Origin of the sequence: Opitutus sp., assembly GCA_024998815.1 — a bacterium.
Lineage (GTDB): Bacteria > Verrucomicrobiota > Verrucomicrobiia > Opitutales > Opitutaceae > Rariglobus.
The window spans coordinates 850,633-873,772 of record JACEUQ010000001.1; the positions used below are offsets into that span (position 1 = coordinate 850,633).

A 23,140-nucleotide genomic window follows, 5' to 3' on the forward strand; every position below is an offset into this window, starting at 1 on the left:
CAACACGCCCTCCTCGCCGGCCTGATTAAGTTTCCGATTCTAACGCCTTCGGACAACCCGAACGTGCCGTCGCTCGATGTCACAAGCTTATCTCCGACGAGATGTTTCGCGGCGTGGTCGCTCGCTTTGCCTTTCCCATCTACGCCGTCCTCATCGCCGCCAGCCACGCGCTCGCCTATCACGAAAAAAGCATGGAGCGTGAACGCCGCGCACTCCTCGCCGAGGCCCGTGCGGCCGAGAGCCGCCTCATGGCGCTGCAAATGCAGCTCAACCCCCACTTCCTCTTCAACTCCCTCAACGCCGTCTCCAGCCTCATCCACGAAAACCCGCGTCAGGCCGACGCCATGCTGTGCTCGGTGTGCGACCTGCTCCGCTCTGTCCTCGACTCCGGCGAACGCCGTGAAGTCACCCTCGCCGAGGAGCTCGCGCTGGTCGAACGTTACCTCGACATCCAGCGCATTCGCTTCGCCGACCGTCTCACCCTCAAACTCGAGATAAACCCCGACACCCTCACCGCCGCCGTGCCCACGCTGCTCCTCCAACCCCTGGTAGAAAACGCCATCGTCCACGGCATCGCGCCCCACACCCGACCGGGCCTCGTCACCTTGCGCGCCCGCCTCCACGGCCATCGCTTGCACCTCGAAGTCGCCGACGACGGACCCGGCGCGCAAACCCAACATCACCTCGACCCGCGCCCTACACCCTCCGCCTCCTCGGTCGCTTCCTCCGGCAGCATCGGCCTTAACAACACTCGCAACCGCCTCGCCGCGCTTTACGGTGACGACCACTCCTTCTCCCTCAAAACCGGCCCCGGCGGTGCTCTCGCCACCGTCGAACTTCCTTTACGAGCCGTCGCCGTATGAACCTGCGCATCCTCATCGTTGACGACGAGCCTCCCGCCCGCGCTCGCCTTCGCCGCCTACTCGCCGCCGAGACCGACGTCGAACTCGTCGGCGAAGCCGGCGACGGCACCGAGGCCATCCGCCTCATCGGCGAACTCCGCCCCGACCTCGTATTTCTCGATATCGAGATGCCCGCCCCCAACGGAATCGAAGTTCTGCGCGCCGTGCGCGACGAATGGATGCCCCTCGCCATCTTCCTCACCGCACACCGCGAACACGCCCTCGACGCCTTCGCCGTCGAAGCCTTCGACTACCTTTTAAAGCCCTGCCCCCCCGACCGCTTCGCCGACGCCCTCTCTCGCGCCCGCGCTCGCCTCGCCGCCCGTGCCGCCAACGCCGAGGCGGCCGAAACCAAACCGCTCCCGCCCTACACCGCTCCGCTGGAACGCTTCCTCGTAAAAAATAACGAGCGTTACCACGTCGTGCGAGCCGACGAGATCGACTGGATCGATGCTGCCGCCAACTACGCCATCCTCCACACCGCCGGCGGCAACCATGTGCTGCGCCGCACTCTAACCGTGCTCGAGACCGAGCTCGACCCGCGCCACTTTTTCCGCACCAGCCGCTCGACTATCGTCAACCTGAACCAAGTGCACGAGATCCAGCTCATAGCAGGCGACGAATACGTCGTCATCCTCAAGTCCGGCGCCCGCCTTCCCCTCACCCGCAGCTTGCGGGATTTGCAGCAGCGCCTGCGTTGAAGCGTGCCTTTCAGGGTCGGAGCCAAGCGGCGTCTATCCCCAAATTCCGGTACCTAGCGGCAAATTCCCCCTGCTTTATCCCTAAGTCTTGGCGGGGCACGCCCGGTTCTCCGCAAGATGGATAAATGCCCTCCGTCCCTTCCGTTTTTCGCCGCTTTTTGCTCCTGGTTTTGCGCCCGCTCCTCGCTCACACCCTCGCCGCCGCCAGCGACACCTGGGCCGTCACCACCGACCAAATCGGCGTCTAAGTCCCCATGGTCGACATCGCCCTCAAGATGCTCTTTGGCGACCGCGCCAGATACGCCATGCTCATCAGCGGCATCGCCTTCGCCACCATCTTGATGACCCAGGGCTTCGCCCTCTTCTTCGGCATCCTCAGTTTCTCCTACGCCACGCTCGCCAACGTCCGCGCCCCCATCTGGGTCTTCGATCCGCTCGTCCAGCAGATCGCCGACAACCAACCCCTCCGCGACACCGACGTGGACCGCGTCCGCTCCGTCGAAGGCGTCGCCTGGGCCGCCCCTCTCTACATCGGCGGAGCCACCGCCAAACTCCTCGGCGACGGCGGCTCCTCCCAACAGGTCACCCTCATCGGCATCGATGCCAACACCCTCGTCGGTGCACCCAACACACTACTCTCGGGTAACGTGCTCGACCTCCGCATGGCCGAAAGCGTCATCGTGGACGCCAACTTCATTTTGCAGGTCAAAGCCCTGCGCGGAAAAGAACTCAAACTCGGCGACATCTTCGAGATGAACGACCGTCGCGCCCGCATCGTAGGTGTAGCCTCCCTCAGCCAGGGCATAGTCGGAGCCACCTCCATCTACACGACCTGGGACCGCGCCAAAGACTACGCCCCCAGCCAGCGTAAAATGCTCACCCACGTCCTCGCTGCTCCCCAGGTCGGCCTCTCCACGCCCGAGGTCTGCCGCGCCATCACCCAAGCCACCGGCCTAAAAGCCGTCTCCGAAGCCGAGTTCAAACACATGAGCGAGCTGTTCATGCTCAAATACAGCCCCATCCCCTTCGTCGTTGGCCTCATAGTCGTCATCGGCTTCGTCATCGGCGTGGCCATCTCCGGCCAGACGTTTTACGCCTTCGTCCTGGAAAACACCCGCTACCTCGGCGCCCTCAAAGCCATGGGCTCCAGCAACGGCACCCTCGCCGCCATGATCCTCGTCCAAGCATTGATCGTTGGCCTCACCGGCTTCGGCCTTGGTGTCGGTGTAATGAGCGCATTCTTCGCCGCTCTCCCCGTCGGTCGCGTTCCCCTCCTTCTGCTCTGGCCCGTGCCCGTGTGCGTGCTCTGCGCCGTTCTCTTCATCTGCATGGGGGCCGCGCTCCTGAGCGTCCTTCGCGTCTCCCGCATCGAACCCGCCATCGTCTTCCGTTCATGAGCATCACAACTCCCGCCGAAACCACCGCCTTCCCCACCCCGGGCCTCCCCGCCGTCCACCTCCGCGCCGTGGACAAATCTTTTCGCAATGGCGACCAAGTCACACCCGTCCTTAAGCAAGTCGACTTAACCGCCTTCGCCGGCGAGATGATGCTCCTTGTCGGGCCCTCCGGTTGCGGCAAGACCACACTCCTCTCCGTCCTCTGCGGCACCCTACAAGCCGACGCCGGTCACATCGAAGCCTTCGGTCAACCCCTATCCCTCCTCCCTCCTGACCGCGTCACCCGTTTTCGCGCCACCCACGTCGGCTTCGTTTTCCAGCAATTCAACCTTCTTCCTACCCTCACCGCCGCCGAAAACGTCGCCGTCCCCCTCCGTATCCAGGGCCTCTCTGCTGCCAACTCCCTTCCTCGCGCCCGCGAGATGCTCGCCCGCGTCGGCCTCAGCGACAAAGCCGGCGAACTCCCCAATCGTCTCTCCGGTGGACAACAACAACGCGTCGCCATCGCCCGTGCTCTCGTCCACGACCCCGCCCTCATAGTCTGTGACGAACCCACTTCCGCCCTTGATTCCGTCACCGGCCACCAAGTCATGGACCTCCTCCGTGGCATCGCCCGGGACGGCCGCCGCACCATCATCGTCGTGACCCACGACCCCCGCATCTACCGCTACGCCGACTGTATGGCTGAGATGGAGGATGGCCGAATCATCCGTGTGCTCCACACCCCTGCCGCGATCGCCGCCGCCCACCGCTACTCCCACGCCTGAGCACGACCCTTTTTGCGCATGTTTCTCCTCAAAAAAATCACCCTCTGGCTCGCCCTCTTTGGCATCGTCGGCGTCATCCTCCTCGTCCGTAAGACCACTACGGAAGCGCCCATGCCCCAGCCCCCGCTTGCCCCTGCCGTTAAAGCCATCCCCCGCGGCATCAGCGCCTCCGGCATGGTCGAAGCCCTCCTCGAAAACACCGCCATCGGCGTCCCCGTCGCCGCCCTCGTCACCCACGTCCACGTAAAAGTCTGGGACAAGGTCAACGTTGGCGCGCCTCTCCTCCAACTCGACGACCGCGAACTCCGCGCCCAACTCCCCGCCCTCGACGCCGAACTCCGCGTCCAAGAAGCCCAACTCGCCTCCACCCGCCGGCAATCCGCCCTCACCGAAGCCCTCCGCGCCAACCGAGTCATCTCCGCCGACGAAGCCGACACCCGTCTCGACGAGCTCGCCATCCAGGAAGCCCGCGTCGCCTCCGCCCGCGCCAAACTCACCCAAACTCAGACACTCCTAGAACGCCTCACCGTCCGCGCCCCTGTCGCAGGCACCATCCTCCAGCTCAACACCCGCACCGGCGAATACGCCACCCCCGGCTCCGCCACCCCGCCCCTCCTGCTCGGTGCCATCGACCAACTCCAACTCCGCGCCGACGTAGACGAACAACTCGCCACTCGCGTACACCCCGGCGGCCCCGCCACCGGCTACCTTAAAGGTGATACCCAAAGGCCCATTCCCCTCACCTTCCTCCGCATCGAGCCCTACGTCATCCCCAAGCGTAATCTCACCGGCTCCAGTTCCGAACGCGTGGACACCCGCGTCCTCCAAGTGATCTACACCTTTCCTGTCGACCCCGTCCGGCCCCTCTACGTCGGCCAGCAGATGGACCTCTTCATCGAGGAAACTACCCTGCCGCCAGCCGCCGCCACGCCATAAATCCCCCTCTGCAGCCCCGCTTCGCACTCGCCCAGCGCTATGCGCAAAGCGAAGAGCCCTGGGCACCACAGCGAAGAGCAACGCCGGCAATGTGTGCGCTCACGGACTGCCCTTATCCTGATAGCCATTCTGAACGGCATAACTCAATTTACCTCCCCCCTCTCGGAGACGGGTGAGGTTCCGCAGTCACCCGTATTCAAGCGCGGCTGGGTTCGGCGAGCGCCGCGCAAACACCGGCAGTCCACCCCATCATCGCGGGCATCTTGTACTCGTTGCGCACCTGAATATCGCCGGTGTCGGCGTTGTACTTTTCCCACAGATCGCCGGTCGTCGCGAGGTTTCGCGCCACGGTTGAAATAAACGCATGGGCCACGCGATGGGCGTCGTCGAAGCGCCCACAGACTTGGAGGGCGCGCACGGTGGGAAACCGCAAAGACATTTTCACGCGTCAGCGCCAGCCCAAGCAAGCAGCCCGGCTGCTCCGTTCACGTTGGACACGCTCGATATAGTGTGGCCAGCCGTAGCGATTGTTCACCCGTGAATACGGCCGATTTGTAAAAGCAAAATCCAGTTTATTGAATTGATACAATTGTTTTGAACTCGGCCTGACGACTGAGCTGTTGTCTCACGATGCAAACGCGCGATCATCCCGCCACGCCCCTCCAGCGCCTGTGGACGCTAATTCGTTTTGATGATGGCCTACTCCGCGCCGCAGTCGTTTTCCAGATCCTGCAATCGCTCAGCTACCTGCCGTTCTATGCAGGCGTGGGCATCTTGGTTGACCATATTTTACAGAACACTGCGTTGACCTCGGAGGAACGCATCAGATGGATCGGAATTTACGCGTTAGCCAACCTCGCGCTTTGGCCGTTGCACGCATGGTTTACCGTGAAGGCGTTCGCCTTCAGCCAACGCTTGGTGCGAGCCTCCACCGCTCGCCTGCGTCGCTTGCTCGTCGATCAGCTCCAACGCATGTCGCTCGGGTTTTTCACCCGAAGGGGCGCCGGTGCGCTGGCCAATCAAGTCACCGTAGATTTGGGCCGGGTGGAGGCGTTTTTGGTTAACTTGTCCGGGTACTTGATTGTTTCCATCACCCTGGGACTAGGCGCGCTGGTCTATCTGGCCTGGCTGAGTCCGCTGCTGGCTGCGATCACCCTGTTGGCCGTACCAGCGCAAGTGCTTGTAATCCGCGGCGTACGTCGGCGACTGGAGCGGCTGAACCAGAGAGTACAGCAGACCGGCGAGGATTTTTCCGCCCGCGTGGTCGAGTTCATCGGCGGAATGAGGGTGACCAAGAGCTTGGGCAACGAGGAGATCGCCGCCGCCGAGTTAGCCGAGGTCATCGAGCGCGTGCGCGGCAGCGGCATCGAAGCAAGCGTGACGATGCGCTGGGTGATGATGGGCATGCAAATGATCGGTGAATACCTGGGCGTGGTCGTGTGGTGCGTAGGCGGCCTACTTTATCTGAACAACTCGCTCCCGTTGGGCTCGCTGGTCGCCTTCGCCGGCATGTTGGGTTTTGTACGTGGAGGGTTTCAGTCATTCTTCGGTGCCTACGACGCGTGGATGCAGGCCAAGCCCGGTTTGGAGGCTATGTTGGCCATTCTCGACTCGCAGGAATTGGAAGGCTACCGGCCCGACGGCCAGAGCGCGCAACCGCCCGTCCTGCGCGGTGAGCTGACCCTGCGCAACGTCTCGTTCCGCTATCCCGGCGCTGATACAGGCACACCCACGATGGTCGACATCAACCTCCACATCCCCGCCGGCCAGCGCATCGGTTTGGTTGGAGAGACCGGTGCAGGCAAGAGCACACTGCTCGACCTATTGATGGGCTTTTATCAGCCTGATAAGGGAGACATTCGTTACGACGACCAGCCGATCGCCGACATCGGCCTGCGTGCGTTACGCCGCTCGGTTGCGATCATGGGACAAGATGCGTTTATATGGAACACCAGCGTCCGTGAAAACATCCGCTTTGGCCGACCGACCGCCACCGATGCCGAAATCGAAATGGCCGCCACGAAGGCGCAAGCCGACGACTTTATCCGTAAACTGGAGCGCGGCTACGACACCCTTTGCGGCGAACGCGGTGGTAGGTTATCGGGTGGTCAACGCCAGCGCATCGCCTTGGCCCGGGTCTTTCTGCGCGATCCGCGTATTGTCATCCTCGACGAGCCGACCAGCGCCCTCGACTTGGAGACAGAAGCGCGCCTTCAGGACGACCTCGATATACTCTGCCAAGGCCGCACCACCTTCATCGTCGCCCACCGACTTTCAACGCTGCGCGGGGTGGACCGCGTCTTGGTGTTCCAACGCGGCCGAATTATCGAAGATGGTTCAGTGTCGGCCTTGCTAGCTAGACCCACTGGCCATTTCGCGCGTCTGATGGAATTGCAAACCCGCGGCTTGCCCAAGCTAGCGTAACCACGAGCAACCATTACTTTTCTCGAATCTACAAAACACCTGATGTGAACGGCAAAATCGTGCCGTTGAGATTGTAAAACGAGCGCAAGGGCGCGGGCGTATTTTTTCCTGTTTCCTCGCTCCGGCCGTCTTCGACCATCTCGGCCTCACCCGCCGGGCTTTTTCGTGCCCCGACGGGGCGACGAGGGGTTTTGTCGGTTCTGGCGGGCATTCCCTCTACACACGGGGACGGGGGAAGCGTCGGGCAAAAATTCGTAACACTAGGGTTTCGTCAGTTCTGTTGGGGGGGGCCTCATCAGTAATAAGGGTATCGGTGGGCCCGACCACCAGCTTCATCAACGAGTTCGTCTGGTTTGCGCCTTTTCGCGTGGAGGCGAACTATGGTTCGTTATGGCAGATGGCTCCGGTCAGCCATCGTTCTGCAACGAACGAGAAGCCTTAGGACCTGTTTTGGCCCTCACTGATTCTCTGCGTTCAATGGCGGACTTTTAGGAGCGCAGGCACGCTTTTTTAGGAGTGAGCCAGCATCCAGAAACAAAAAGCCCTGTAACCTTTTGGGTTACAGGGCTATCCCTTAAAATGGAGCAGGCGAAGAGACTCGAACTCTCGACGTCCACCTTGGCAAGGTGGTGCTCTACCAACTGAGCTACGCCTGCGTGAGAGAGGTGGAGAACAAGAATTTCCTACCCGTTCGTCAATAGCTTTTTTAAAAAATCTTAAAGCACCTCCAAATCGAAGATCCGCTGGTTGCGAATGCGCAGCGGCAGGGGCACCAACTGCGCGCTCTCCCAGAGGGGAACGGCGTCTTCACTCAACAAATAATGCACCGTCGACTGCAGGCGCTTGGCCGCATCTTTGCGAAACACCAAATACACCGGTAAGCGAACCGGGTAGTCGCCCGTGTAAAGATTGTCGGCCGTCGGCCCAAAGGCCACGTCGGCCCCGCCCTTGGCAACCAAAAGCGCCTTTAACTGCGGCTGGTTGGCCGGGAGCAGCGGTAGCACCGCCACCCCGCCCTCCTCGCCAAGAATACGCGTCATGCTCTCCGCCATGCTCGACTGCACCCCCACCGTGGGCCGCAACGAAGGAGCGGCCAAGACCGTGTAACGAAATAAATCATACGTCAGCCCGCCGCTCGCCCCAAGCAGGTTGGGCAGGATGTTGCGATGCGCCCAATCGCCGGCAACCCCGAGGTCCTTCCAGCGCTTCAGCCCCGATTGCGCGCTGTCGCCATAAATCATGTTCAGCTGCTCAAAGGTGATCTGCGTGAGCGGCAACGCCGTCGGCACCACCACCACCGCCGTCTGGTACGCTACCGGCCAGGCAACATAAGGCGCCTCGGGGAGTTTCTCGCTGGGTGAAAAAAACACCAGCGCCAGGTCGGCCTGCCCGCTTTCAAGTTTCTCCATGCCAGCTCGACTCCCCTCGAGCTTCAGCTTAAGCCCGAGGTCGTTGCGCTGCGAATACGCCTCCAGCGCAGGGGCAAATTCCTTACCGAATAGGTCGGAGCCAACGAGTCGCACCTCGGCGCGACTCACCGACAAACTCAGGGCAGTAACCAGTAATAACGAGAGGGGTCGCATGGTTTTAGTAATTGGGAGGAAATATCGCCCCCCTGCTGAGGCAACCCCTAAGCCAGTCGCACCCCACCCACCCTGCGCTCACGCGCAAGGCCACGGGCACTCGTTCACTCGACCGCGTGGCCCTGAGCGTGCGCTCAGGGATTCCCCAAAATACACCCTGCGCTCACGCGCAAGGCCACGGGGGCACGTGGATACTCGACCGCCCGTCTCAGCCGTCGATCACGTCGAGCTCGGGCCACTGCGCGAGTTTGCGGTGCAGCGTGCGCCGGCTAATCCCCATCAATTCCGCTGCCTGAGTGCGGTTTCCTCGCGCCTTATTAAGCGCCTCCCGCAGCAACCGCTTCTCGTTTTCTTCAACCGAAAGGGAGGCGCCATTAAAGGGACGCGTGGTCACCACACCGGAGCCCGCACCCGATGGATCGGCGGCGACAACAGGGCCAACTGCTGGCGCCGGCAACGCGAGCCGTTCGCCCCGAAAACGCGCGTCCAGGTCGTATTCGGTCAACTTGGCGCCCCGGTGCAGCACCACCGCGTTCTCAGTGAAATTGCGCAGCTCACGGATGTTACCCGGCCAGGGATAAGCCTGCAGATAACGCAGCGCGCCGGGCTCGATGGAGAGCGAGGGAACACCGTTTTCCTGCGCGAAATGCTGAAGGTAATGCGCCAGCAGCAGGGGGATGTCGTCGGGGCGTTCCCGCAGCGGCGGCAGGGTAACACGCACCACGTTGAGGCGGAAAAACAGGTCTTCGCGAAACTTCCCCTCCCTAACCATTTTTTCCAAATCGCGATTGGTCGCCGCCACCAGCCGCACATCCAGCGCGATCGGCTTGGAGCCGCCCACCCGCTCGATCGATTTGGTCTCCAAAAAACGCAGCAGCTTGACCTGCGTGGACGCCGAGATCTCGCCGATTTCATCAAGGAAAAGCGTCCCGGTATCCGCCGCCTCAAACCGGCCCACTCGCTTCTCCATCGCGCCGGTAAAAGCCCCGCGTTCGTGACCAAAAACCTCGCTCTCCAGCAGGTTCTCCGAAAGCGCGGCGCAGTGTACCGCAATGAACGGTGCCCGAGCCCGCGGGCTGGCCTGATGAATCGCCTGGGCGATCAGCTCCTTGCCCGTGCCCGATTCGCCGTCGATGAGGATCGTGGCCTTGGAGGGCGCCACCAGGCGCACCCGCTCAATCACGGTTTTCAACTTATCGGAGTGCCCGATGAGCCCCTCGATGTTGAACTTTTCGTCCAGCCGCTCGTTAAGCTGTTTGACCTCCACCTCCAGTGTGCGGGCCTTGAGCGCGCGCAGAATGAGCACCTCTAGCCGCTCAATATTCACAGGCTTGGTCAAAAAATCGACGGCGCCGCGCTTCATTGCTTCGACAGCGGTATCGATGCTGCCGTAAGCGGTCATCATGATGACCGCCGGCTTGTTGGGCAGCGCCAGCGCCCGGTCGATGACCTTTAGACCGGACTTGCCGGGCATGCGCAGGTCGGTGAGCACGACATCGAACTCCTGTGATTCGAGTTGGTTAAACGCCTCCTCGGCGCTGGCGGCCACGGACACGTCATAGTCCTCCTCGAGGGCTTGGCGGAGCCCGTCGCGGGTGTGTTTCTCGTCATCGACGATGAGCACGCTGGAAAGCATGGCGCTATAACACGCGTAAGCGCGGCTTGGTCAAGGCGCCGGCGCAATCCTTCGCGCGCCTGTGGCCCCGGACGTGAGCGCAGGGGCATCCCACCTGTCAGCCAAGCCCCGCCAACTCGACATCCCTGCGCTCACGCGCAAGGCCACGCCGACGAATCCAGCCTCACATCCGTCGCGCCCCCCATTACTGCAAGAGGCGTACGCGGCGGTTTTTGAGCGGGAACTGCAGGGTGACCACCGTGCCCACCCCGGGGTTGCTCTCCACGCCGACCTGGCCGCCGTGCTCGCGCATGATGCGCTGGACGATCATCAGCCCCAACCCGTTGCCGCCCTGCTTGGTCGTGTGGTAGGGCTGAAACAGTTTCACCAGATCGGCCTGTTTGATGCCGCTGCCCGTGTCCCCGCACAGCAAGTACACGCTGTCATCGTCAGCGTAGGTTTTGAGCCGCAGCACGCCGCCGGGCTGCATGGCCTCCATCGCGTTTTTAATGAGGTTAAAAAACACCTGCTTGAGCTGATTTCGGTCGGCCATGATCGCCGGTAAATCCCGCGCGATGGCCGCCTCCACGCGGATCGAGCGATCGGCCAATTCACGTTCTTGGAACCGCACCACTTCCTCAATGACCTCGCCCAGATTAGTCTCGGCCAAATCGGGCGCACGCGGCCGAATCGCCTCCAGAAAATGCGTCACGATGCCGTCCAGCCGCAGCACTTCGTCCTGGCAGATGCGAATCGACTCGGCGAGCGAGGCGGTCTCCTGGTCGCGGGCGCTGATCTTGAGCTTTTTCAACCGGCGCTCGATCAACTGCAGGTGAATGGTGAGCGAATTGAGCGGATTGCCCAACTCGTGAGCGACCCCCGCAGCCAGCAACAAAATCGACGACGTACGCTCATCCTCGATACGCGCCTCGGTGGTCTTTTTGTCGCGGGTGATGTCGGTGAGGATAACCGTAAAGCGCCGCTCCGGCCCGTCGCCCTCGCTGGAAAACGGCACCATGTACAGGCGCACCGTGCGCAGCTCGGGGTAAGTCAGTTCGATCTCGCGCGTCACCACTGGCAACGCGGGCGAGGGGTCGGCCAACGATGCCTCCAGGGAGGGCCGCAACCCCGGCACCAGCCGCCAAAGCACCTTGTCGGTGAGGTCGTCGGAAGTCTGACCGATGAGGCGATGTGCCGCGGCGTTGGCGTAATCGATCACTCCGTCGGCGTCGATGACCAGCACGCCTTCCTGCAGAGTGTTAAACACGTTTTCGAACTGGCTGCGCTCGCGCGCGAGGCGCTGCACCAGATTGGCCAGATTGGTCGGATCGAGTGAGTCGAGCCGCCCCAGCACACGATCAAGCGAGGTGTTTTTTATGCCGGCCATTGGGATAAAAGTTTCAACACTGCGGGAGGTTAATCGGCGAATAAATCGACCTGACCCGGGTCCACCCGGGTCGCCAGCAGTTTGCGCAGGAACATCTCGCGATGCTGCGGGCAACGCCCCTGCCGGAGCACGGCCTCACGGTGCTCCTCGGTACCGTAGCCCTTGTGTTGGGCAAAACCATAACCGGGAAAACTGCCGTCCAGTTCGGTGAGCATCCGGTCCCGCGTGACCTTGGCGATGATCGAGGCCATCGCGATACACAGCGAGCGCCCATCGCCGCCGACTAGGCCCTGGTGCGGATACGGGAAATGCTTAAGCGGCAACCCGTCGACGAGGATGCGCGCCGAAACCATCGGTTGATAAGCGGCGACCTCGTCAGGCGTAGAAAACAGATCGGGCTCCTTGGGCGATGCAGCAAAAGCCTGCGGGGGATAAATGCCCTCCAGCGCCCTGCGCATGGCCAGTTTGGTGGCGCCAAGGATGTTGCACTGCTCGATCTCGGCCACGTCAGCGACGCCATAGGTGGCATGAATCGCGCCCTCGGCCATCAGGGCATCAAAATCCATCCAGAGCGCGTCACGCTCGCTGGCGCTGAGCTGCTTGGAATCATTGATGCGACGCACGTTTTCGTCCGCCCAACGGCTCTCCAGAAACGCCGGGGTCACCATCACCGCGCCGGCCACGACGGGCCCGGCAAGCGCGCCGCGCCCAGCCTCATCCACCCCGATCAACTGGGAAAAACCCGCGATCTGCTTAAGATCGAAAGCGCGGAGTTGGCGTCGTTTTACTGGCATACGAAGGTCGAGTGCGATGAGGATTTATTCGCGACCGAAACCGAAGCGTTCCTTCGGTTCAGGCAGCGGGAGTTCGTCGAGTTTACCGGCATCCTTGACCACCTCGTAGGCCGTGCGGAAATGGAGTTTGGCCACGTCCTTGAGAGCATGGACGCCGAGCTGGTTGATGATGTCGAGGGCCTGCTTTTTCACCAGCGGGCCAGCGCCCTTTTGGAGTTTAAAACCGACGTGCTTGGACAGCTGGTTCATTTGGCGGACAAACTCGGCGCGGGCCACGATCGAGGCGGCGGCGACCACCGGGTCGGACTCGGCCTTGGTGCGCATGCGCAACTCGAAGTTTTCCACCTTCTTTTTGACCAACTCGCGCTGCACCAGCGGCTGTTCGGTGAACTGGTCGAGCAGGCCCCACTTGACGGGTTTTTCGGCCAACGCCTGCGAGAGCGCGGTGCCGTGCAGCCAAGCCAGCAGCAAGTTGAGATTGGCACGGGGGCGGGCCATCAGCTCGTTGTACTTGGGCATGCCGCAAAAACAGACCTTCACCGCGACACCAGGCGTGGTGCGAATGAGGTGGTCGAGCTCCAGAATCTTACCCTCGGTCATTTTTTTAGAGTCCTGCGCGCCGGCCTTGCGCCAGGCCTCGATCATCGACTTCTGACCAATCACGGTGGCGGCAATCACCGGGCCGAAAAAGTCCCCCTTGCCGCTTTCATCAAGGCCGGCGTGGGCCTCGAACCAATCGGGATTGAGCACCTCGTCGTAGCCGAGTTTGGGCGCCTGGGTCACCTCGGGTTCGAGCACATCGCGCACGAAGTCCTCGGTGCCCTTGCCGGCGAGGACGAGCTTGCCGCTGGTGTATGCGGTGAGGTTGAGCTTAAGGGCCTCGGCCTTGTAGGCAAAGCGGGTGTAAGCGACCGGGAAAGCGGTCCAGTGGCGCGCCTCGCAAATCGCCCGCAACCGCTCCATCTGGGTGTCATCCAGTTTGATCGTGTAACTGCTAAGCTTCTTGGGTTGGTCGGAGTCGGCGTCCGGCTTTTTGAACATGGCAGCATTGGCCACCAAAAGCGGCCAAAGGACAAAAAGAATCTTCGCTGGCTTAGCGCGGGGTTTTGCTCCTTCTGAAAGCTTTCCCGTGCCCGACTCCCTGATACCGCAAACCACCGAATTTCAACGCGAGCTGCTCGGCTGGTATCGCCACCACCGGCGCTCCTTGCCGTGGCGGGACGCGCCCTCGCTCTACAAAACCGTGGTCAGCGAGTTCATGTTGCAGCAAACGCAGGTGAAAACCGTGCTGCCGTACCTCGCGCGGTGGCTGGAAATTTTCCCCGACTTCGCCGCGCTGGCCGCAGCGAGCGAGGATCAGGTGGTGAAAAATTGGGAAGGCCTCGGTTACTACACCCGCGCGCGCAATCTCCACAAACTGGCGCGCGCCTTGGTCGCCCGCCCCTCTCCGCCCCGCACCCGCGAAGCCTGGCTGGAGCTGCCGGGCATCGGCCCGTACACCTCGGCGGCCATCACCAGCATCAGCTTCGGCGCGCCGGCGGCGGTGGTCGACGGCAACGTGGTGCGTATCCTCACGCGCCTTACCGCCGACGGCACCGCGTTTCGCGACAGCGCGGCGGCCTCGAAGGCGCTCGCCCCGCTGGCCGACGCCTTGCTCAACCGCGCCGAGCCCGGCGACCACAACCAGGCGATGATGGAACTCGGGGCCACCGTGTGCCACCGCCGCACCCCGCTGTGCACGGTGTGTCCGGTGCGCCCGTATTGCGCCGCCAACCGGCGCGGAGAGCCGGAGCTTTACCCGCGACTCGCGCCAAAGCTGATAGAACACCTTGCGGTGACGCGGTTGTGGTGCCGCCACCAAGGTAAACTCCTGTTGCACCGCACCGCAGGCGACGCCCGTCGCTTGGCCAATCTGCACGAGTTACCCGCGCTCGAACACGCCGGGCTGGGTGAGTTTTTTTTCGCTGGCGCCACGCCGATCGCCACGAAAAAACGCGGCATCACCCGCTTCGCCATCACTGAGAATATCTACGCGGTTCCGGCGGCCAAACTGCCGCTCGGCACGTTGGAAAGAACAGGGTTGGTGTGGGTGACGATGGAGGAACTGGCAACGATAACGCTCTCGGGTCCGCACCGCCGCTGGGTCTCGGAACTGTTGGCCACAGCGCCGTAGCGAGCGCCGCGTGGCTACAGTCACCACTATTAGTCAGTAGCATTTAAAGTGTCGGATCGAAAGTAGTGCGGTGCTTCAGCCCGCATCTGCGATTGTGTGAAGAATGCGATACAAACCTGCGGGCTAAAGCACCGCACTACCTCAGAGCTCAATCAGACAACATCAAGTTTACTTCCTGCCCAATCCGAACGGGCTTAACCCTCAGGCGCCGAAACGCGCCGCGATCAACGCCTCGATCTTGGCCTTGGAGGAGACAACATCCGCGGCCTGAACGCGCGGACTCAGCTCCAAGGTAAGGAGGTGCTCGGGACGCCAAAAACCACTGATCATGTTAAAGTCGATACGACCCGCCCCGATCGGTTGATGGTCCTTACCGTCGGCGGTGACATCGTGCAGGTGGAAGCCGAGGAGTTGCGCCGCGTTTTTCTCCAAGTGGGTACGCTGCTCGAGCATGCCCATGCTTTGTTTGATGTCAGCGTGGCCGGTGTCGTGCCAGTAGCCTGCTGAGTGCGGCGTAGACAACCCGGCAAGCAATGCGCCGAAATCGTCATCGAGGGGTAACTCTTCAAACTTTTCACGATTCTCAAACCCGAGCTTGATGCCGCGCTCCAGAGCGTAGGTGCGAATCCCCTCAATGCTCCGTTGAACCTGTTGCCAAAAGGGCCCCATTTTCGAACGCAACCGCGCGCATGACTTGGCCAAAACGTACTGGTAATGCCTGTCGTCGGGAACCGAGGCAGTCGGATTGTCGCGGACGAAGTTCTTGAGTTTGTGCGCCGGATTGAACCAGAAAAACTTCACGCTCCCCAGGTGCAGAACGAGCACACGGGATTTCACCTGTTGGGCGAAATCAATGGAGCGCTTGGTGTGGCGTAACCACTGCTCATGCTCGCGGCGATCGCTCACGGAGGGCTCAAACAGATTGGGGGCCGCCTGCGTGATCCCCGTCGGTAAGGGACAAAAATTGTGCGTGGAGCTGATTTTGATGACGCCCTCCTCGACCGCACGAATCACCCCTGGCAACAAAACGATGCGAATGCCATGGCTTAGTTCGGCATGGGTGAACCCCAGATCCGCTATCTCGCGCAGCATCGCGTAACCATCGGTGTGACGGTACGAATTCCAGCATGTTGAAAGTGCTAGCGAGGATTTTTCCACGAGGAGTTAATAACGGCACAAATCAGTCGCGCCTGAAGCAAAAAATTGTGCGCAAAAAAACCGCGCAGACCGAAAGAATTCGGCCGACGCGGTTTTTAAAACAGCCGCCCGGAGGCAAACTTTTACTTGGAATGGCGGTCGCGCAGCATCTGGGTGAAGGCCATGACCTTCACCTTGCGACGACGGCGCTCGGTGGGCTTTTCGTTATAGCGCTTAGCACGGACATCTTTGATGATGTTTTCGCGCTCGAGCTTCTTTTTCAGACGGCGCAGGGCGCGGTCAACCGGCTCGTTTTTGCGGATCTTGATTTCGATTGGCATGATGAAATTGGCGTGGGTTTTAGCGGAAAAGTCGAGGAATAGGTCAAACGCAGGCGGCGGCGTCAATGGCTTTTTTCACGGAATGCATTCTATTCTATTTAAGGGCTGGTTTTATTCGGGCAGGAGTTGATTTCCCTCACGTCCGCCGCACGCTCGCCGCCATGGACATGGAAATCGTAATCCCCGAGGAACTCCCGCTGATGACGCTCCCGCGCATCGCGTTTTTTCCCCAAGCGATGCTCCCTCTCCACATTTTCGAGCCGCGCTACAGGGAAATGCTCCGCGATGTGCTGGCCACCAATCGGCTCTTCGCGGTTGCAGGCCTCGATTCGGGAAAATCCGGTGTGTTTGAACCCCCGCACCGCATCGCCACTCTCGGCATAATACGGGCCTGCCAGGAAAGCAAAGACGGCACCGCCAACTTGCTTTTGCAGGGCCTGAGCCGGGTTGAAATCCATGAGATCGTGCGCAACGAGCCGTATCGCGCCGTGCGTATCCGTGCTTTGGATAGTGATCCCGGCGCCATGTTCGAAGAGAACATCAAATTGCGTGCGCGCCTCTCGCGCCTGATCGCCACCCGCCTTCGCCTGAGCGGTGAACCGACCAACCAACTCACCCGTTTCGAAAAGACCGTAGAAGACCCTGCGACATTCGTCGACTTAGCGGCCTTCAACTTCTGTGAAAACGTGCGCTTGAAACAAAAGCTGCTCGAAACGCTCAGCGTCCACCGCCGACTTGAGTTACTCAGTGAAGAGATCCGGGCCAACATCGACCTGATCAAACTGCGGCTAAAACTTCAGGGCGGCCTGGCCGACGACGGCATAGCGAACAACTGAAGCGCGGCAATTAGCCAATCGGCACCACGAATACCGCACGGGGTGCAGAGGCTACCAGCTAAAACACTGGAGCCGATGGTCGGGATTGAACCGACGACCTGCGGTTTACGATACCGCTGCTCTACCACTGAGCTACATCGGCTAACATGAGTTGCCCCGACCTTTGGTTTACGCCCTGAATTGCCCTTATCGCTCGGTTAAATTGATCAACCGGCCAAAAGAAAAACTCAGTGAGTTAACACTACAAACGAGGCAAAGAACTTCCCTTTCGCCAAAGAAGGCAGGAGGGAGTTCGCTACTAGGGGCGGTTTTCCAACCGCAGCAAGACGAAATTCACACCATACGGCCAAAGTCTAACAACGGCGCATCCCTGTTTCAGCGCAAACGCCATACATCGTTATTGTTTTTGGTGGGATACAGAGTGCCGCGAAGCAGCGTACCGTAGCGTTCATCAGCGGGTGATAATTCTACTGCCTTAATAGCACTCCACCCTCTAGTCGGAGCACCCCATCACCGTCAGAGCCGAGACGGAAAAAGTGCATCTCTGCCGCGGGGCAGAAACCATCCGCGGAAATCAACGCTCAAGTTACTACTAATCTGGTGGCCGTGCCTCGACAGATCTTGGTGGAGCAGATGAGGATCAAACTCACGACCTCGTCATTGCGAACGACGCGCTCTATCAACTGAGCTACTGCCCCAAGAACCAAGTAAGCTTTTTCTGCACAGCCTGCATTCACGAGTAAACATCATTTTTGGGAAGCGGCTCCTTCTTTCATGCTTAAGAACCAGTTAATTCTGCGCGTGTCTGCCAATTGGTCCTTAATTTGCTATTGAAGCGGGATCACGGTCGTGAACAGTCCACCTTCGAATTTCAATAACCTTCACTCAATCATCATCATGAAGAAAGCCTCGCCCAAAACCACCAAAGCAACGGCAACTGCGCCTAAGGCCAAGCCCGCCAAGACGAAGGCCCCAGTTGTGATCGCCAAGGTCGTCGTCGCCAAAAAAGCGCCAGCCAAAACTGTCGCAAAACCCGCGGTCACAGCCGCTAAACGTCCCGCTGTTGCAGCGGTCAAAGCGACGGCACCCAAGGCCGCTGCCGCCAGCGCCCCTGGTGTTAAAGCCCCGGCCAAGAAAGCCGCTGGCACCGTGATCACCGCTTTGGTCGATGTCGGTTTCGGCAACACCCTGTATGTCCGCGGTGAAGGCGCCGGCCTGAGCTGGGATAGCGGCATTCCCCTCGCCAGCGTCGCCGATGACAAATGGGAAATCGCCTTGCCCGCCGCCTCCAGCCCCATCGTCTACAAATTCCTGATCAATGACTTTAATTGGTCCGTGGGCGAAGACTTCCAATCGAACTCCGGTTCCAGCGTGACTGTCACCCCCGCGTTCTAATCTGAGTGGATTAGCTCAGCGATTATCCAAACCGCCGCAAACACGGTTAACCCCGCTGGCCCCACGTAACGGGAATTAACACTGCTTCACGTCGTTAATCCGCCGTACGTCTAAAACCCCAATTGAGGCCCGCCTCACTTGGGGTTTTTAATGGGCGGAATTTAACACTGCCGCGTCCAACAGGTAAGCGTCAGGGCCCGCCATTGATTCGTATCGCCCGCACCATTACGCCCCCCCGCAGCTCGGCTATTCGACGCCTAGAATCCGGGCCGCGTTGCCGCCTAAAACCGCTTCCTGCGCCTCGCTCGTCACGCGCGCTCGAGCCTCGGCCAAGAACCCTGGCAGCGTTTCAATTCCGCTCGTTTGCGGATATAAAACCAAGGGGTAATCGGTCCCCCAAAGCACTCGCCCGGCACCAGCCGTAGCCATGCTTTCGGACCAGATTCCGGCATCAGCAGCGTAGAGCAAGGGCGCCGCTGCGGTATCCACCCAGACGTTGGCCGGCCACGCTCCGCCGGCACGCCACAGCCGCCCGCCCCAGTGAGCTAGAATGAATTTCACCTGAGGAAACGCGGTCGCCAGGGCGATAAAATCAACCAGCGGAGTCTCCACACGCCCCGGGTAGGTGCGGGACTCCGGCTCGGTCACGTGGAGGTTCACCGGCCAGCTCCACTCGCCAGCCAACCCGAGCACAGCCCGCCAGCGCGGATCATCGAGCCCAATGCCCTGCGCATGCGACGAGAGTTCACCCAAGCCGATCAGCCCCGCGTCCCGCGCGCGGTGCATCTCGGCCAATGCATCGGCCCCTGCCGCCGGGTGCACGGTAGCGAACGCCGACAAGCGGTCTGGGTGGGCGCGCACGCACTCGGCGTAAAACCGGTTTTGCGCGACGCAGTTCGCATTGTTTTCCCAATACCAACCCAGTAAGACGGCGCGGTCCACGCCCGCTTTATCCATATCGCGCAACAGCTCGGCAAGCGAGGGAAACCCCTGCACCGGCAGGCCGCTCGCTTTGCGCACGCGCGTGCACATCAGCGACCACTGCGGTTCACCGCGCGCGATGGCCCACCCCGCCGGATCGCGGTTCACTTCAGGCGGATACAAATGCACATGGGCGTCGATCACCGGCATGGGGGTAAAAATCGTTCGTTGCTCCGCCAAGGACAACCTGCAAGTTATCCGCTCACTCGCATCGAACTCCGTTATGCCCAAGAAAAACCCGGTTGATTCCGCCCTGCCCCACACCCCCGAGCCCGATTTCACGGCGCTCATCGCGCAGCTTCAGCATGCAATCGGCAGCGTGGCCAATCCGCAAATGATCGACGAGCGCCCGCTTTACGGGACGACGCTATTTTTGGCCACCTGCCCGCTGGCCACGCGCTTCGGCCTGTTCCGCGCCTACATTTTCCAAGACCTGATCGACAAGCACTACATCATCGCCCTCAGCCACGGCGATATCCTGCAGGCCAAGACGCTCCACACCCGCATCCACTCCTCGTGCGTGACCAGCGAGACGCTGCGCGGCTGCGACTGCGATTGCGTGCAGCAGCTGGAGGGGGCCTTTAAAGTCATCGCCGAAAAGGGCCGTGGCATCCTGTTTTATCTCATGCAGGAAGGACGTGGTGTGGGCTACGTCGGTAAGTCACGCGACCGCATGCTCGTGCAGGCATCGCTCGACCAGCTGTCCACCTTTGAGGCCTATGCGGCAATGGGGCTCAAAAAGGACCATCGCAACTACGAGAGCATTTCCCACATCTGCCACCTTTTAGGGATCAAGGCCGCCTTCACCGTCCTGACCAACAATCCCGATAAAGTCGACGCGCTGCGCGCCCAGGGACTCGAAGTGGCCGGCACCGAGGCGCTGGAATTCGAGCCTGGCCCATTCAACCTGGCTTACCTCACCTCCAAGGCCGCCGGTGGCCACATCCTCAAGCGACCTTCGGCCACCAAGGTCAAACGCGCCCTGCCGCCCGAGCCCGTCGTGCCGTTTAAACCCTACGCACTTCCCGAAGCCCGACGCTTCATCTATTCGGCCAGTTACTTCCTGCCAATGAAACCGGTGGACAACGACATTTTGCTCACCGAGGCGCAGTTCCAAACGCTCTTCAAACACCACGCCATCGAGCACTACATGTCGGGCCCGCGCCCCATCGTGCTCGGTTACCAGCGCATCCGCGACCAGCGTTACCTGGTTAAAATCTCCGTCGACCACCTCACTGCTTTCAAAAAGCAGCACCCCCACGATCCGATGGTCGACCTGCTGACTACGCCCTACTGGTTCCGCGTCCACGTGTATTACGACATCGTCACGAGTGAGGACGTCGTCGTGCTGACCCACGGCAAACCCACCCCCGCCGACAGCCCGGTGGTGCGCATCCACAGCGAGTCGCTCTTCAACCGTTTCCCGCTGTGCACGATGGAGAACCGCGACAAACTCAAGCAGTCGGTTAAACACATCATCAATTATGGCAGCGGCGCGCTTTTACTCCTGCACAACGACGGGCGCGGGGCCGGCTTCGGCGCTTTTGCAACCGACGCGATGATGGCCGAAACCCATCAGGCCTGCTCCTCGGACGACGCCTACCGCAAGCTTGGCATCGCCTACGACAGCCGCGACTACGATGCCTCGCTGGTGCTGCTCAAGCACCACATCCCCAACGATCGGATACAGATGGTGATGAACTCGCCCGACAGCTTGGTCAAAAAACCTGAATACGCCGAGGCGCTCAATCGTCACAAAGTCGAGGTGGAGCGCTGGATTTTCCTCGATAACGAGACGCCGATTCACGCTGCAAACGCAGGCCACAGCTCCTGACATCGGCGGTGCGCCCGCCCATGTATACGCGCCCCTACATTCGTTGTTTCGTCGTCGCATCTCGACATCAAGACAAATTCGACAATCTTTGGCCAAATTCCAGCGCCGATTCATAGCGGGAAGTTTAGCGAGGTAAGGGCGCGGAGCGCGCGACGGTCATGATTTTCTGACATGTGAGCGAGAAAGTCGGAGGTATAAAGGTGATGTTTTTGGGGGCGTTGGCCGCGCCAGTGTATGAAAAGGCTATTGGCCCAGCGGTTGAACATACCGTGGATAGAAACCGCGTTCGGGCGGCGTAATCGGCAGCGATCATCCTGGCGCGAGGCGTCGAGGCGGGCATGCAAAGCGGTTTCGATTCCCCAGTGCGCAAGGTTGACCTCCAGCCATTGGGCGGGAGTCAACTCGGCGGCGGGGCGACTGGTGGTCAGCGCCACGGTCTCGGTGGGCTTGCCGTGGCGTTTTCGGCAGGTTCTCGCGGCTTGCGCCACCAGGGGGAAGCAGGCGCTTTCCGCGCTCAACTCGCGCGCCACCAGGGTGCGCGTCACGGGGTGCTTCTTTTCCTGGGTGGTACGTTGCTCGGCAGCGGGATCTTTTAACGGGTCCAAAAAGGGGCGCCCGGATCGGGCACTTGCGCGGCTACGATTTTCTGCAGGCCGGGCTGATTGCCTTTGACGGTGAACAGGTAGTCGCCGCCGTGCTCCAGTACGATCGCCCGCGCGGTGTCCGCCTGGGTATGCAGGGCGTCAAGGCGCACGAGTTTGTCGACCAAATCGGCCTCTCGCACAGGGCGCGGGCGGCGGGGATCTCGTTGCTTTTTTCGGCGATGACCTCGCTGCCCAGATAGAACAGGCTCGGCGAGGTCACTGCGGTCACGACGTTTTGTCCGCCGCTGTGCTTGGGGACTTTGCCGTCGATGACCACGATCTCGCTGTCGGGGGGGCTCGCCTCGCACCTGACGTTGGTGAGCGAGCAAAACCTCCTCGATACGCGCGGCCTGCACACGGGCGAACAGCCGGCTAAAGGTGGGCTGGCTGGGTGCCCCGTATTTGCCGCGGCGGCGGATCACCCCGAGGGCTTGGCGTTGGCTGGAGGAGAGTCGGCGGGCGAAGGCGGCCAGGTCACGTTGGCCGCGTGGCGCTCCGGCCAGATAGGCCGCCGCCGTGATCGCCAGCAGCGCGTGCAAGGGATAGGCCCCGATGTAGGCGCGGTATTCAGGCACTTGCCGGAAGGCCTCCGCCAGGCTGATTAAATCGGGGACCTTCAGGGTACTTCGCACCGGAACTTTCGCCTCCACCGCAGCTAGCGAGGGTTTGATTTGCCCTGCCTGAAGAGCTCGCCGGGCCCGGGGCTCCAGCTCGCGCACAAACAGCCGCTTGGGCTTGGCGTGGTGCTCGTAGTAATCGCGCGACTTACGCGTGTTGCCCTTGGTCTGGCCCAACTCGGTCCACCCGGATGCCTTGTATACACTTCCCGTAAAACGCTCGGGGTCGACGAAGGTTTCGACCACAAGCACGGGATGCTGGTAACGCGCTTGCCAGTCGGCGCTGAGCCGGCCGAGCACCCGGCTCAATACCGCCGAGCCCAAGTGGGACACCGCCGGCTTGGGCAGCAGCAGAAAACGCACGTTGTTGACCACCAGCGCCAGTCGGCGTCGACGTTGTTCGCCGCTCCAGCCAATCCACGCCTCCCTCCCTCGCAGGTGCAACGCCGCCGCAGCAAACACCAGCACCGCCACCCAGGTGCCCTGCGCATCGCTCACCGCGTACAGCAGCCGCTCGCCCACCGGCCTTACTGCGCCCAGATAGTGATGCTCCTCAAGCAGCCCCTGCGCTCGGGCGTTTAACTCGGGGCTGTCTAGCACCTGCACCTGCAAGTGGCGCAGCGAAATCCCCTCCCCTTGGGGGGGGGGGGGGGGGCGACGGGTTCGTTTCGGCGGG

Annotated in this window: 21 protein-coding genes and 3 tRNA genes; 10 read left to right on the forward strand and 14 right to left on the reverse strand. The window is 61.3% G+C overall.

Annotated features, from left to right (window positions below; translation table 11 throughout):
• Window positions 1–101 precede the first annotated feature (101 nt).
• The 5 genes from H2170_03660 to H2170_03680 all read left to right on the forward strand — a co-directional run bounded on the left by H2170_03660 (window position 102) and on the right by H2170_03680 (window position 4,703).
• Complete coding sequence (locus tag H2170_03660; GenBank protein MCS6299186.1) at window positions 102–863, forward strand: histidine kinase; 762 nt, start codon at window positions 102–104, stop codon at window positions 861–863.
• Complete coding sequence (locus H2170_03665) at window positions 860–1,603, forward strand: response regulator transcription factor (protein ID MCS6299187.1); 744 nt, start codon at window positions 860–862, stop codon at window positions 1,601–1,603. Before H2170_03660 ends, H2170_03665 begins: the two co-directional genes overlap by 4 nt.
• Window positions 1,604–1,857: 254 nt before the next feature.
• Complete coding sequence (locus H2170_03670; GenBank protein MCS6299188.1) at window positions 1,858–3,000, forward strand: ABC transporter permease; 1,143 nt, start codon at window positions 1,858–1,860, stop codon at window positions 2,998–3,000.
• On the forward strand, window positions 2,997–3,767 hold the full coding sequence (locus H2170_03675; GenBank protein ID MCS6299189.1) for an ABC transporter ATP-binding protein: 771 nt from the start codon (window positions 2,997–2,999) through the stop codon (window positions 3,765–3,767). The genes H2170_03670 and H2170_03675 overlap by 4 nt, the downstream gene beginning before the upstream one ends.
• 18 nt (window positions 3,768–3,785) lie before the next feature.
• Complete coding sequence (locus tag H2170_03680; protein MCS6299190.1) at window positions 3,786–4,703, forward strand: efflux RND transporter periplasmic adaptor subunit; 918 nt, start codon at window positions 3,786–3,788, stop codon at window positions 4,701–4,703.
• A 196-nt stretch (window positions 4,704–4,899) separates the two neighbouring features.
• On the opposite strand, the gene H2170_03685 is transcribed toward H2170_03680, so the two are convergent.
• Window positions 4,900–5,142 (reverse strand): hypothetical protein, encoded by a 243-nt coding sequence (locus H2170_03685; GenBank protein MCS6299191.1) that lies wholly within the window; start codon window positions 5,140–5,142, stop codon window positions 4,900–4,902.
• Window positions 5,143–5,333: 191 nt separating this feature from the next.
• Between H2170_03685 and H2170_03690 the strand changes: the two genes are divergently transcribed.
• Entirely contained in the window at window positions 5,334–7,127 is a 1,794-nt protein-coding gene (locus tag H2170_03690) for an ABC transporter ATP-binding protein (protein ID MCS6299192.1), read from the forward strand.
• Between the two features lie 580 nt (window positions 7,128–7,707).
• Here H2170_03690 and H2170_03695 read toward each other — a convergent pair.
• From H2170_03695 to H2170_03720, 6 genes are all read right to left on the reverse strand, one after another.
• Window positions 7,708–7,783: transfer RNA gene (locus H2170_03695), tRNA-Gly, on the reverse strand.
• Window positions 7,784–7,843: 60 nt separating this feature from the next.
• Window positions 7,844–8,710, reverse strand: a complete 867-nt coding sequence (locus H2170_03700; protein ID MCS6299193.1) for a substrate-binding domain-containing protein — start codon at window positions 8,708–8,710, stop codon at window positions 7,844–7,846.
• A gap of 208 nt (window positions 8,711–8,918) precedes the next feature.
• Entirely contained in the window at window positions 8,919–10,346 is a 1,428-nt protein-coding gene (locus H2170_03705) for a sigma-54-dependent Fis family transcriptional regulator (protein MCS6299194.1), read from the reverse strand.
• A 184-nt stretch (window positions 10,347–10,530) separates the two neighbouring features.
• Entirely contained in the window at window positions 10,531–11,712 is a 1,182-nt protein-coding gene (locus H2170_03710; protein ID MCS6299195.1) for a PAS domain-containing protein, read from the reverse strand.
• Between the two features lie 29 nt (window positions 11,713–11,741).
• Window positions 11,742–12,506, reverse strand: coding sequence for a ribonuclease HII (locus H2170_03715; GenBank protein ID MCS6299196.1), 765 nt, complete (start codon window positions 12,504–12,506; stop codon window positions 11,742–11,744).
• A gap of 24 nt (window positions 12,507–12,530) precedes the next feature.
• Entirely contained in the window at window positions 12,531–13,547 is a 1,017-nt protein-coding gene (locus H2170_03720) for a ribonuclease HIII (GenBank protein ID MCS6299197.1), read from the reverse strand.
• Between H2170_03720 and H2170_03725 the strand changes: the two genes are divergently transcribed.
• Window positions 13,546–14,679, forward strand: coding sequence for an A/G-specific adenine glycosylase (locus H2170_03725; protein ID MCS6299198.1), 1,134 nt, complete (start codon window positions 13,546–13,548; stop codon window positions 14,677–14,679). The genes H2170_03720 and H2170_03725 overlap by 2 nt on opposite strands.
• A gap of 201 nt (window positions 14,680–14,880) precedes the next feature.
• On the opposite strand, the gene H2170_03730 is transcribed toward H2170_03725, so the two are convergent.
• Together H2170_03730 and rpsU are read right to left on the reverse strand one after the other, a co-directional pair.
• Window positions 14,881–15,771, reverse strand: a complete 891-nt coding sequence (locus tag H2170_03730; GenBank protein ID MCS6299199.1) for a sugar phosphate isomerase/epimerase — start codon at window positions 15,769–15,771, stop codon at window positions 14,881–14,883.
• Window positions 15,772–15,959: 188 nt separating this feature from the next.
• On the reverse strand, window positions 15,960–16,157 hold the full coding sequence (gene rpsU, locus H2170_03735) for a 30S ribosomal protein S21 (protein MCS6299200.1): 198 nt from the start codon (window positions 16,155–16,157) through the stop codon (window positions 15,960–15,962).
• Between the two features lie 167 nt (window positions 16,158–16,324).
• Here rpsU and H2170_03740 point away from each other — a divergent pair, with 167 nt between their 5' ends.
• The gene (locus H2170_03740; protein MCS6299201.1) at window positions 16,325–16,993 is read left to right on the forward strand and encodes an LON peptidase substrate-binding domain-containing protein; all 669 of its coding nucleotides are present in this window, start codon (window positions 16,325–16,327) and stop codon (window positions 16,991–16,993) included.
• A 67-nt stretch (window positions 16,994–17,060) separates the two neighbouring features.
• On the opposite strand, the gene H2170_03745 is transcribed toward H2170_03740, so the two are convergent.
• Together H2170_03745 and H2170_03750 are read right to left on the reverse strand one after the other, a co-directional pair.
• A tRNA-Thr gene (locus tag H2170_03745) sits at window positions 17,061–17,135 on the reverse strand.
• A gap of 480 nt (window positions 17,136–17,615) precedes the next feature.
• Window positions 17,616–17,691: transfer RNA gene (locus H2170_03750), tRNA-Ala, on the reverse strand.
• Window positions 17,692–17,890: 199 nt separating this feature from the next.
• Between H2170_03750 and H2170_03755 the strand changes: the two genes are divergently transcribed.
• Window positions 17,891–18,388 carry a hypothetical protein gene (locus H2170_03755; GenBank protein ID MCS6299202.1) on the forward strand — a complete coding sequence of 166 codons (498 nt, stop codon included), beginning with the start codon at window positions 17,891–17,893 and terminating at the stop codon, window positions 18,386–18,388.
• A gap of 246 nt (window positions 18,389–18,634) precedes the next feature.
• Here H2170_03755 and H2170_03760 read toward each other — a convergent pair whose 3' ends face one another.
• Entirely contained in the window at window positions 18,635–19,519 is an 885-nt protein-coding gene (locus H2170_03760; GenBank protein ID MCS6299203.1) for an amidohydrolase, read from the reverse strand.
• A 73-nt stretch (window positions 19,520–19,592) separates the two neighbouring features.
• On the opposite strand from H2170_03760, the gene H2170_03765 reads away from it, so the two are divergent.
• Window positions 19,593–21,203, forward strand: coding sequence for a GTP cyclohydrolase (locus tag H2170_03765; protein ID MCS6299204.1), 1,611 nt, complete (start codon window positions 19,593–19,595; stop codon window positions 21,201–21,203).
• Window positions 21,204–21,313: 110 nt separating this feature from the next.
• Here H2170_03765 and H2170_03770 read toward each other — a convergent pair whose 3' ends face one another.
• Both H2170_03770 and H2170_03775 read right to left on the reverse strand, forming a co-directional pair.
• Entirely contained in the window at window positions 21,314–21,808 is a 495-nt protein-coding gene (locus tag H2170_03770; protein MCS6299205.1) for a hypothetical protein, read from the reverse strand.
• Window positions 21,796–23,076, reverse strand: coding sequence for a DUF4338 domain-containing protein (locus tag H2170_03775; GenBank protein MCS6299206.1), 1,281 nt, complete (start codon window positions 23,074–23,076; stop codon window positions 21,796–21,798). The genes H2170_03770 and H2170_03775 overlap by 13 nt, the downstream gene beginning before the upstream one ends.
• Window positions 23,077–23,140: the final 64 nt, after the last annotated feature.

Excerpts from the sequence above, each read along its gene's own strand:
- H2170_03675 (MCS6299189.1), top strand. The coding sequence starts at position 2,997 with ATGAGCATCACAACTCCCGCCGAAACCACCGCCTTCCCCACCCCGGGC.
- H2170_03720 (MCS6299197.1), bottom strand. The coding sequence starts at position 13,547 with ATGTTCAAAAAGCCGGACGCCGACTCCGACCAACCCAAGAAGCTTAGC.
- H2170_03765 (MCS6299204.1), top strand. The coding sequence starts at position 19,593 with ATGCCCAAGAAAAACCCGGTTGATTCCGCCCTGCCCCACACCCCCGAG.
- H2170_03705 (MCS6299194.1), bottom strand. The coding sequence starts at position 10,346 with ATGCTTTCCAGCGTGCTCATCGTCGATGACGAGAAACACACCCGCGAC.
- H2170_03680 (MCS6299190.1), top strand. The coding sequence starts at position 3,786 with ATGTTTCTCCTCAAAAAAATCACCCTCTGGCTCGCCCTCTTTGGCATC.
- H2170_03755 (MCS6299202.1), top strand. The coding sequence starts at position 17,891 with ATGAAGAAAGCCTCGCCCAAAACCACCAAAGCAACGGCAACTGCGCCT.
- H2170_03665 (MCS6299187.1), top strand. The coding sequence starts at position 860 with ATGAACCTGCGCATCCTCATCGTTGACGACGAGCCTCCCGCCCGCGCT.
- H2170_03700 (MCS6299193.1), bottom strand. The coding sequence starts at position 8,710 with ATGCGACCCCTCTCGTTATTACTGGTTACTGCCCTGAGTTTGTCGGTG.
- H2170_03730 (MCS6299199.1), bottom strand. The coding sequence starts at position 15,771 with ATGCTGCGCGAGATAGCGGATCTGGGGTTCACCCATGCCGAACTAAGC.
- H2170_03685 (MCS6299191.1), bottom strand. The coding sequence starts at position 5,142 with ATGTCTTTGCGGTTTCCCACCGTGCGCGCCCTCCAAGTCTGTGGGCGC.
- H2170_03670 (MCS6299188.1), top strand. The coding sequence starts at position 1,858 with ATGGTCGACATCGCCCTCAAGATGCTCTTTGGCGACCGCGCCAGATAC.
- H2170_03740 (MCS6299201.1), top strand. The coding sequence starts at position 16,325 with ATGGAAATCGTAATCCCCGAGGAACTCCCGCTGATGACGCTCCCGCGC.
- H2170_03715 (MCS6299196.1), bottom strand. The coding sequence starts at position 12,506 with ATGCCAGTAAAACGACGCCAACTCCGCGCTTTCGATCTTAAGCAGATC.
- H2170_03760 (MCS6299203.1), bottom strand. The coding sequence starts at position 19,519 with ATGCCGGTGATCGACGCCCATGTGCATTTGTATCCGCCTGAAGTGAAC.
- rpsU (MCS6299200.1), bottom strand. The coding sequence starts at position 16,157 with ATGCCAATCGAAATCAAGATCCGCAAAAACGAGCCGGTTGACCGCGCC.
- H2170_03725 (MCS6299198.1), top strand. The coding sequence starts at position 13,546 with ATGGCAGCATTGGCCACCAAAAGCGGCCAAAGGACAAAAAGAATCTTC.
- H2170_03660 (MCS6299186.1), top strand. The coding sequence starts at position 102 with ATGTTTCGCGGCGTGGTCGCTCGCTTTGCCTTTCCCATCTACGCCGTC.
- H2170_03710 (MCS6299195.1), bottom strand. The coding sequence starts at position 11,712 with ATGGCCGGCATAAAAAACACCTCGCTTGATCGTGTGCTGGGGCGGCTC.
- H2170_03690 (MCS6299192.1), top strand. The coding sequence starts at position 5,334 with ATGCAAACGCGCGATCATCCCGCCACGCCCCTCCAGCGCCTGTGGACG.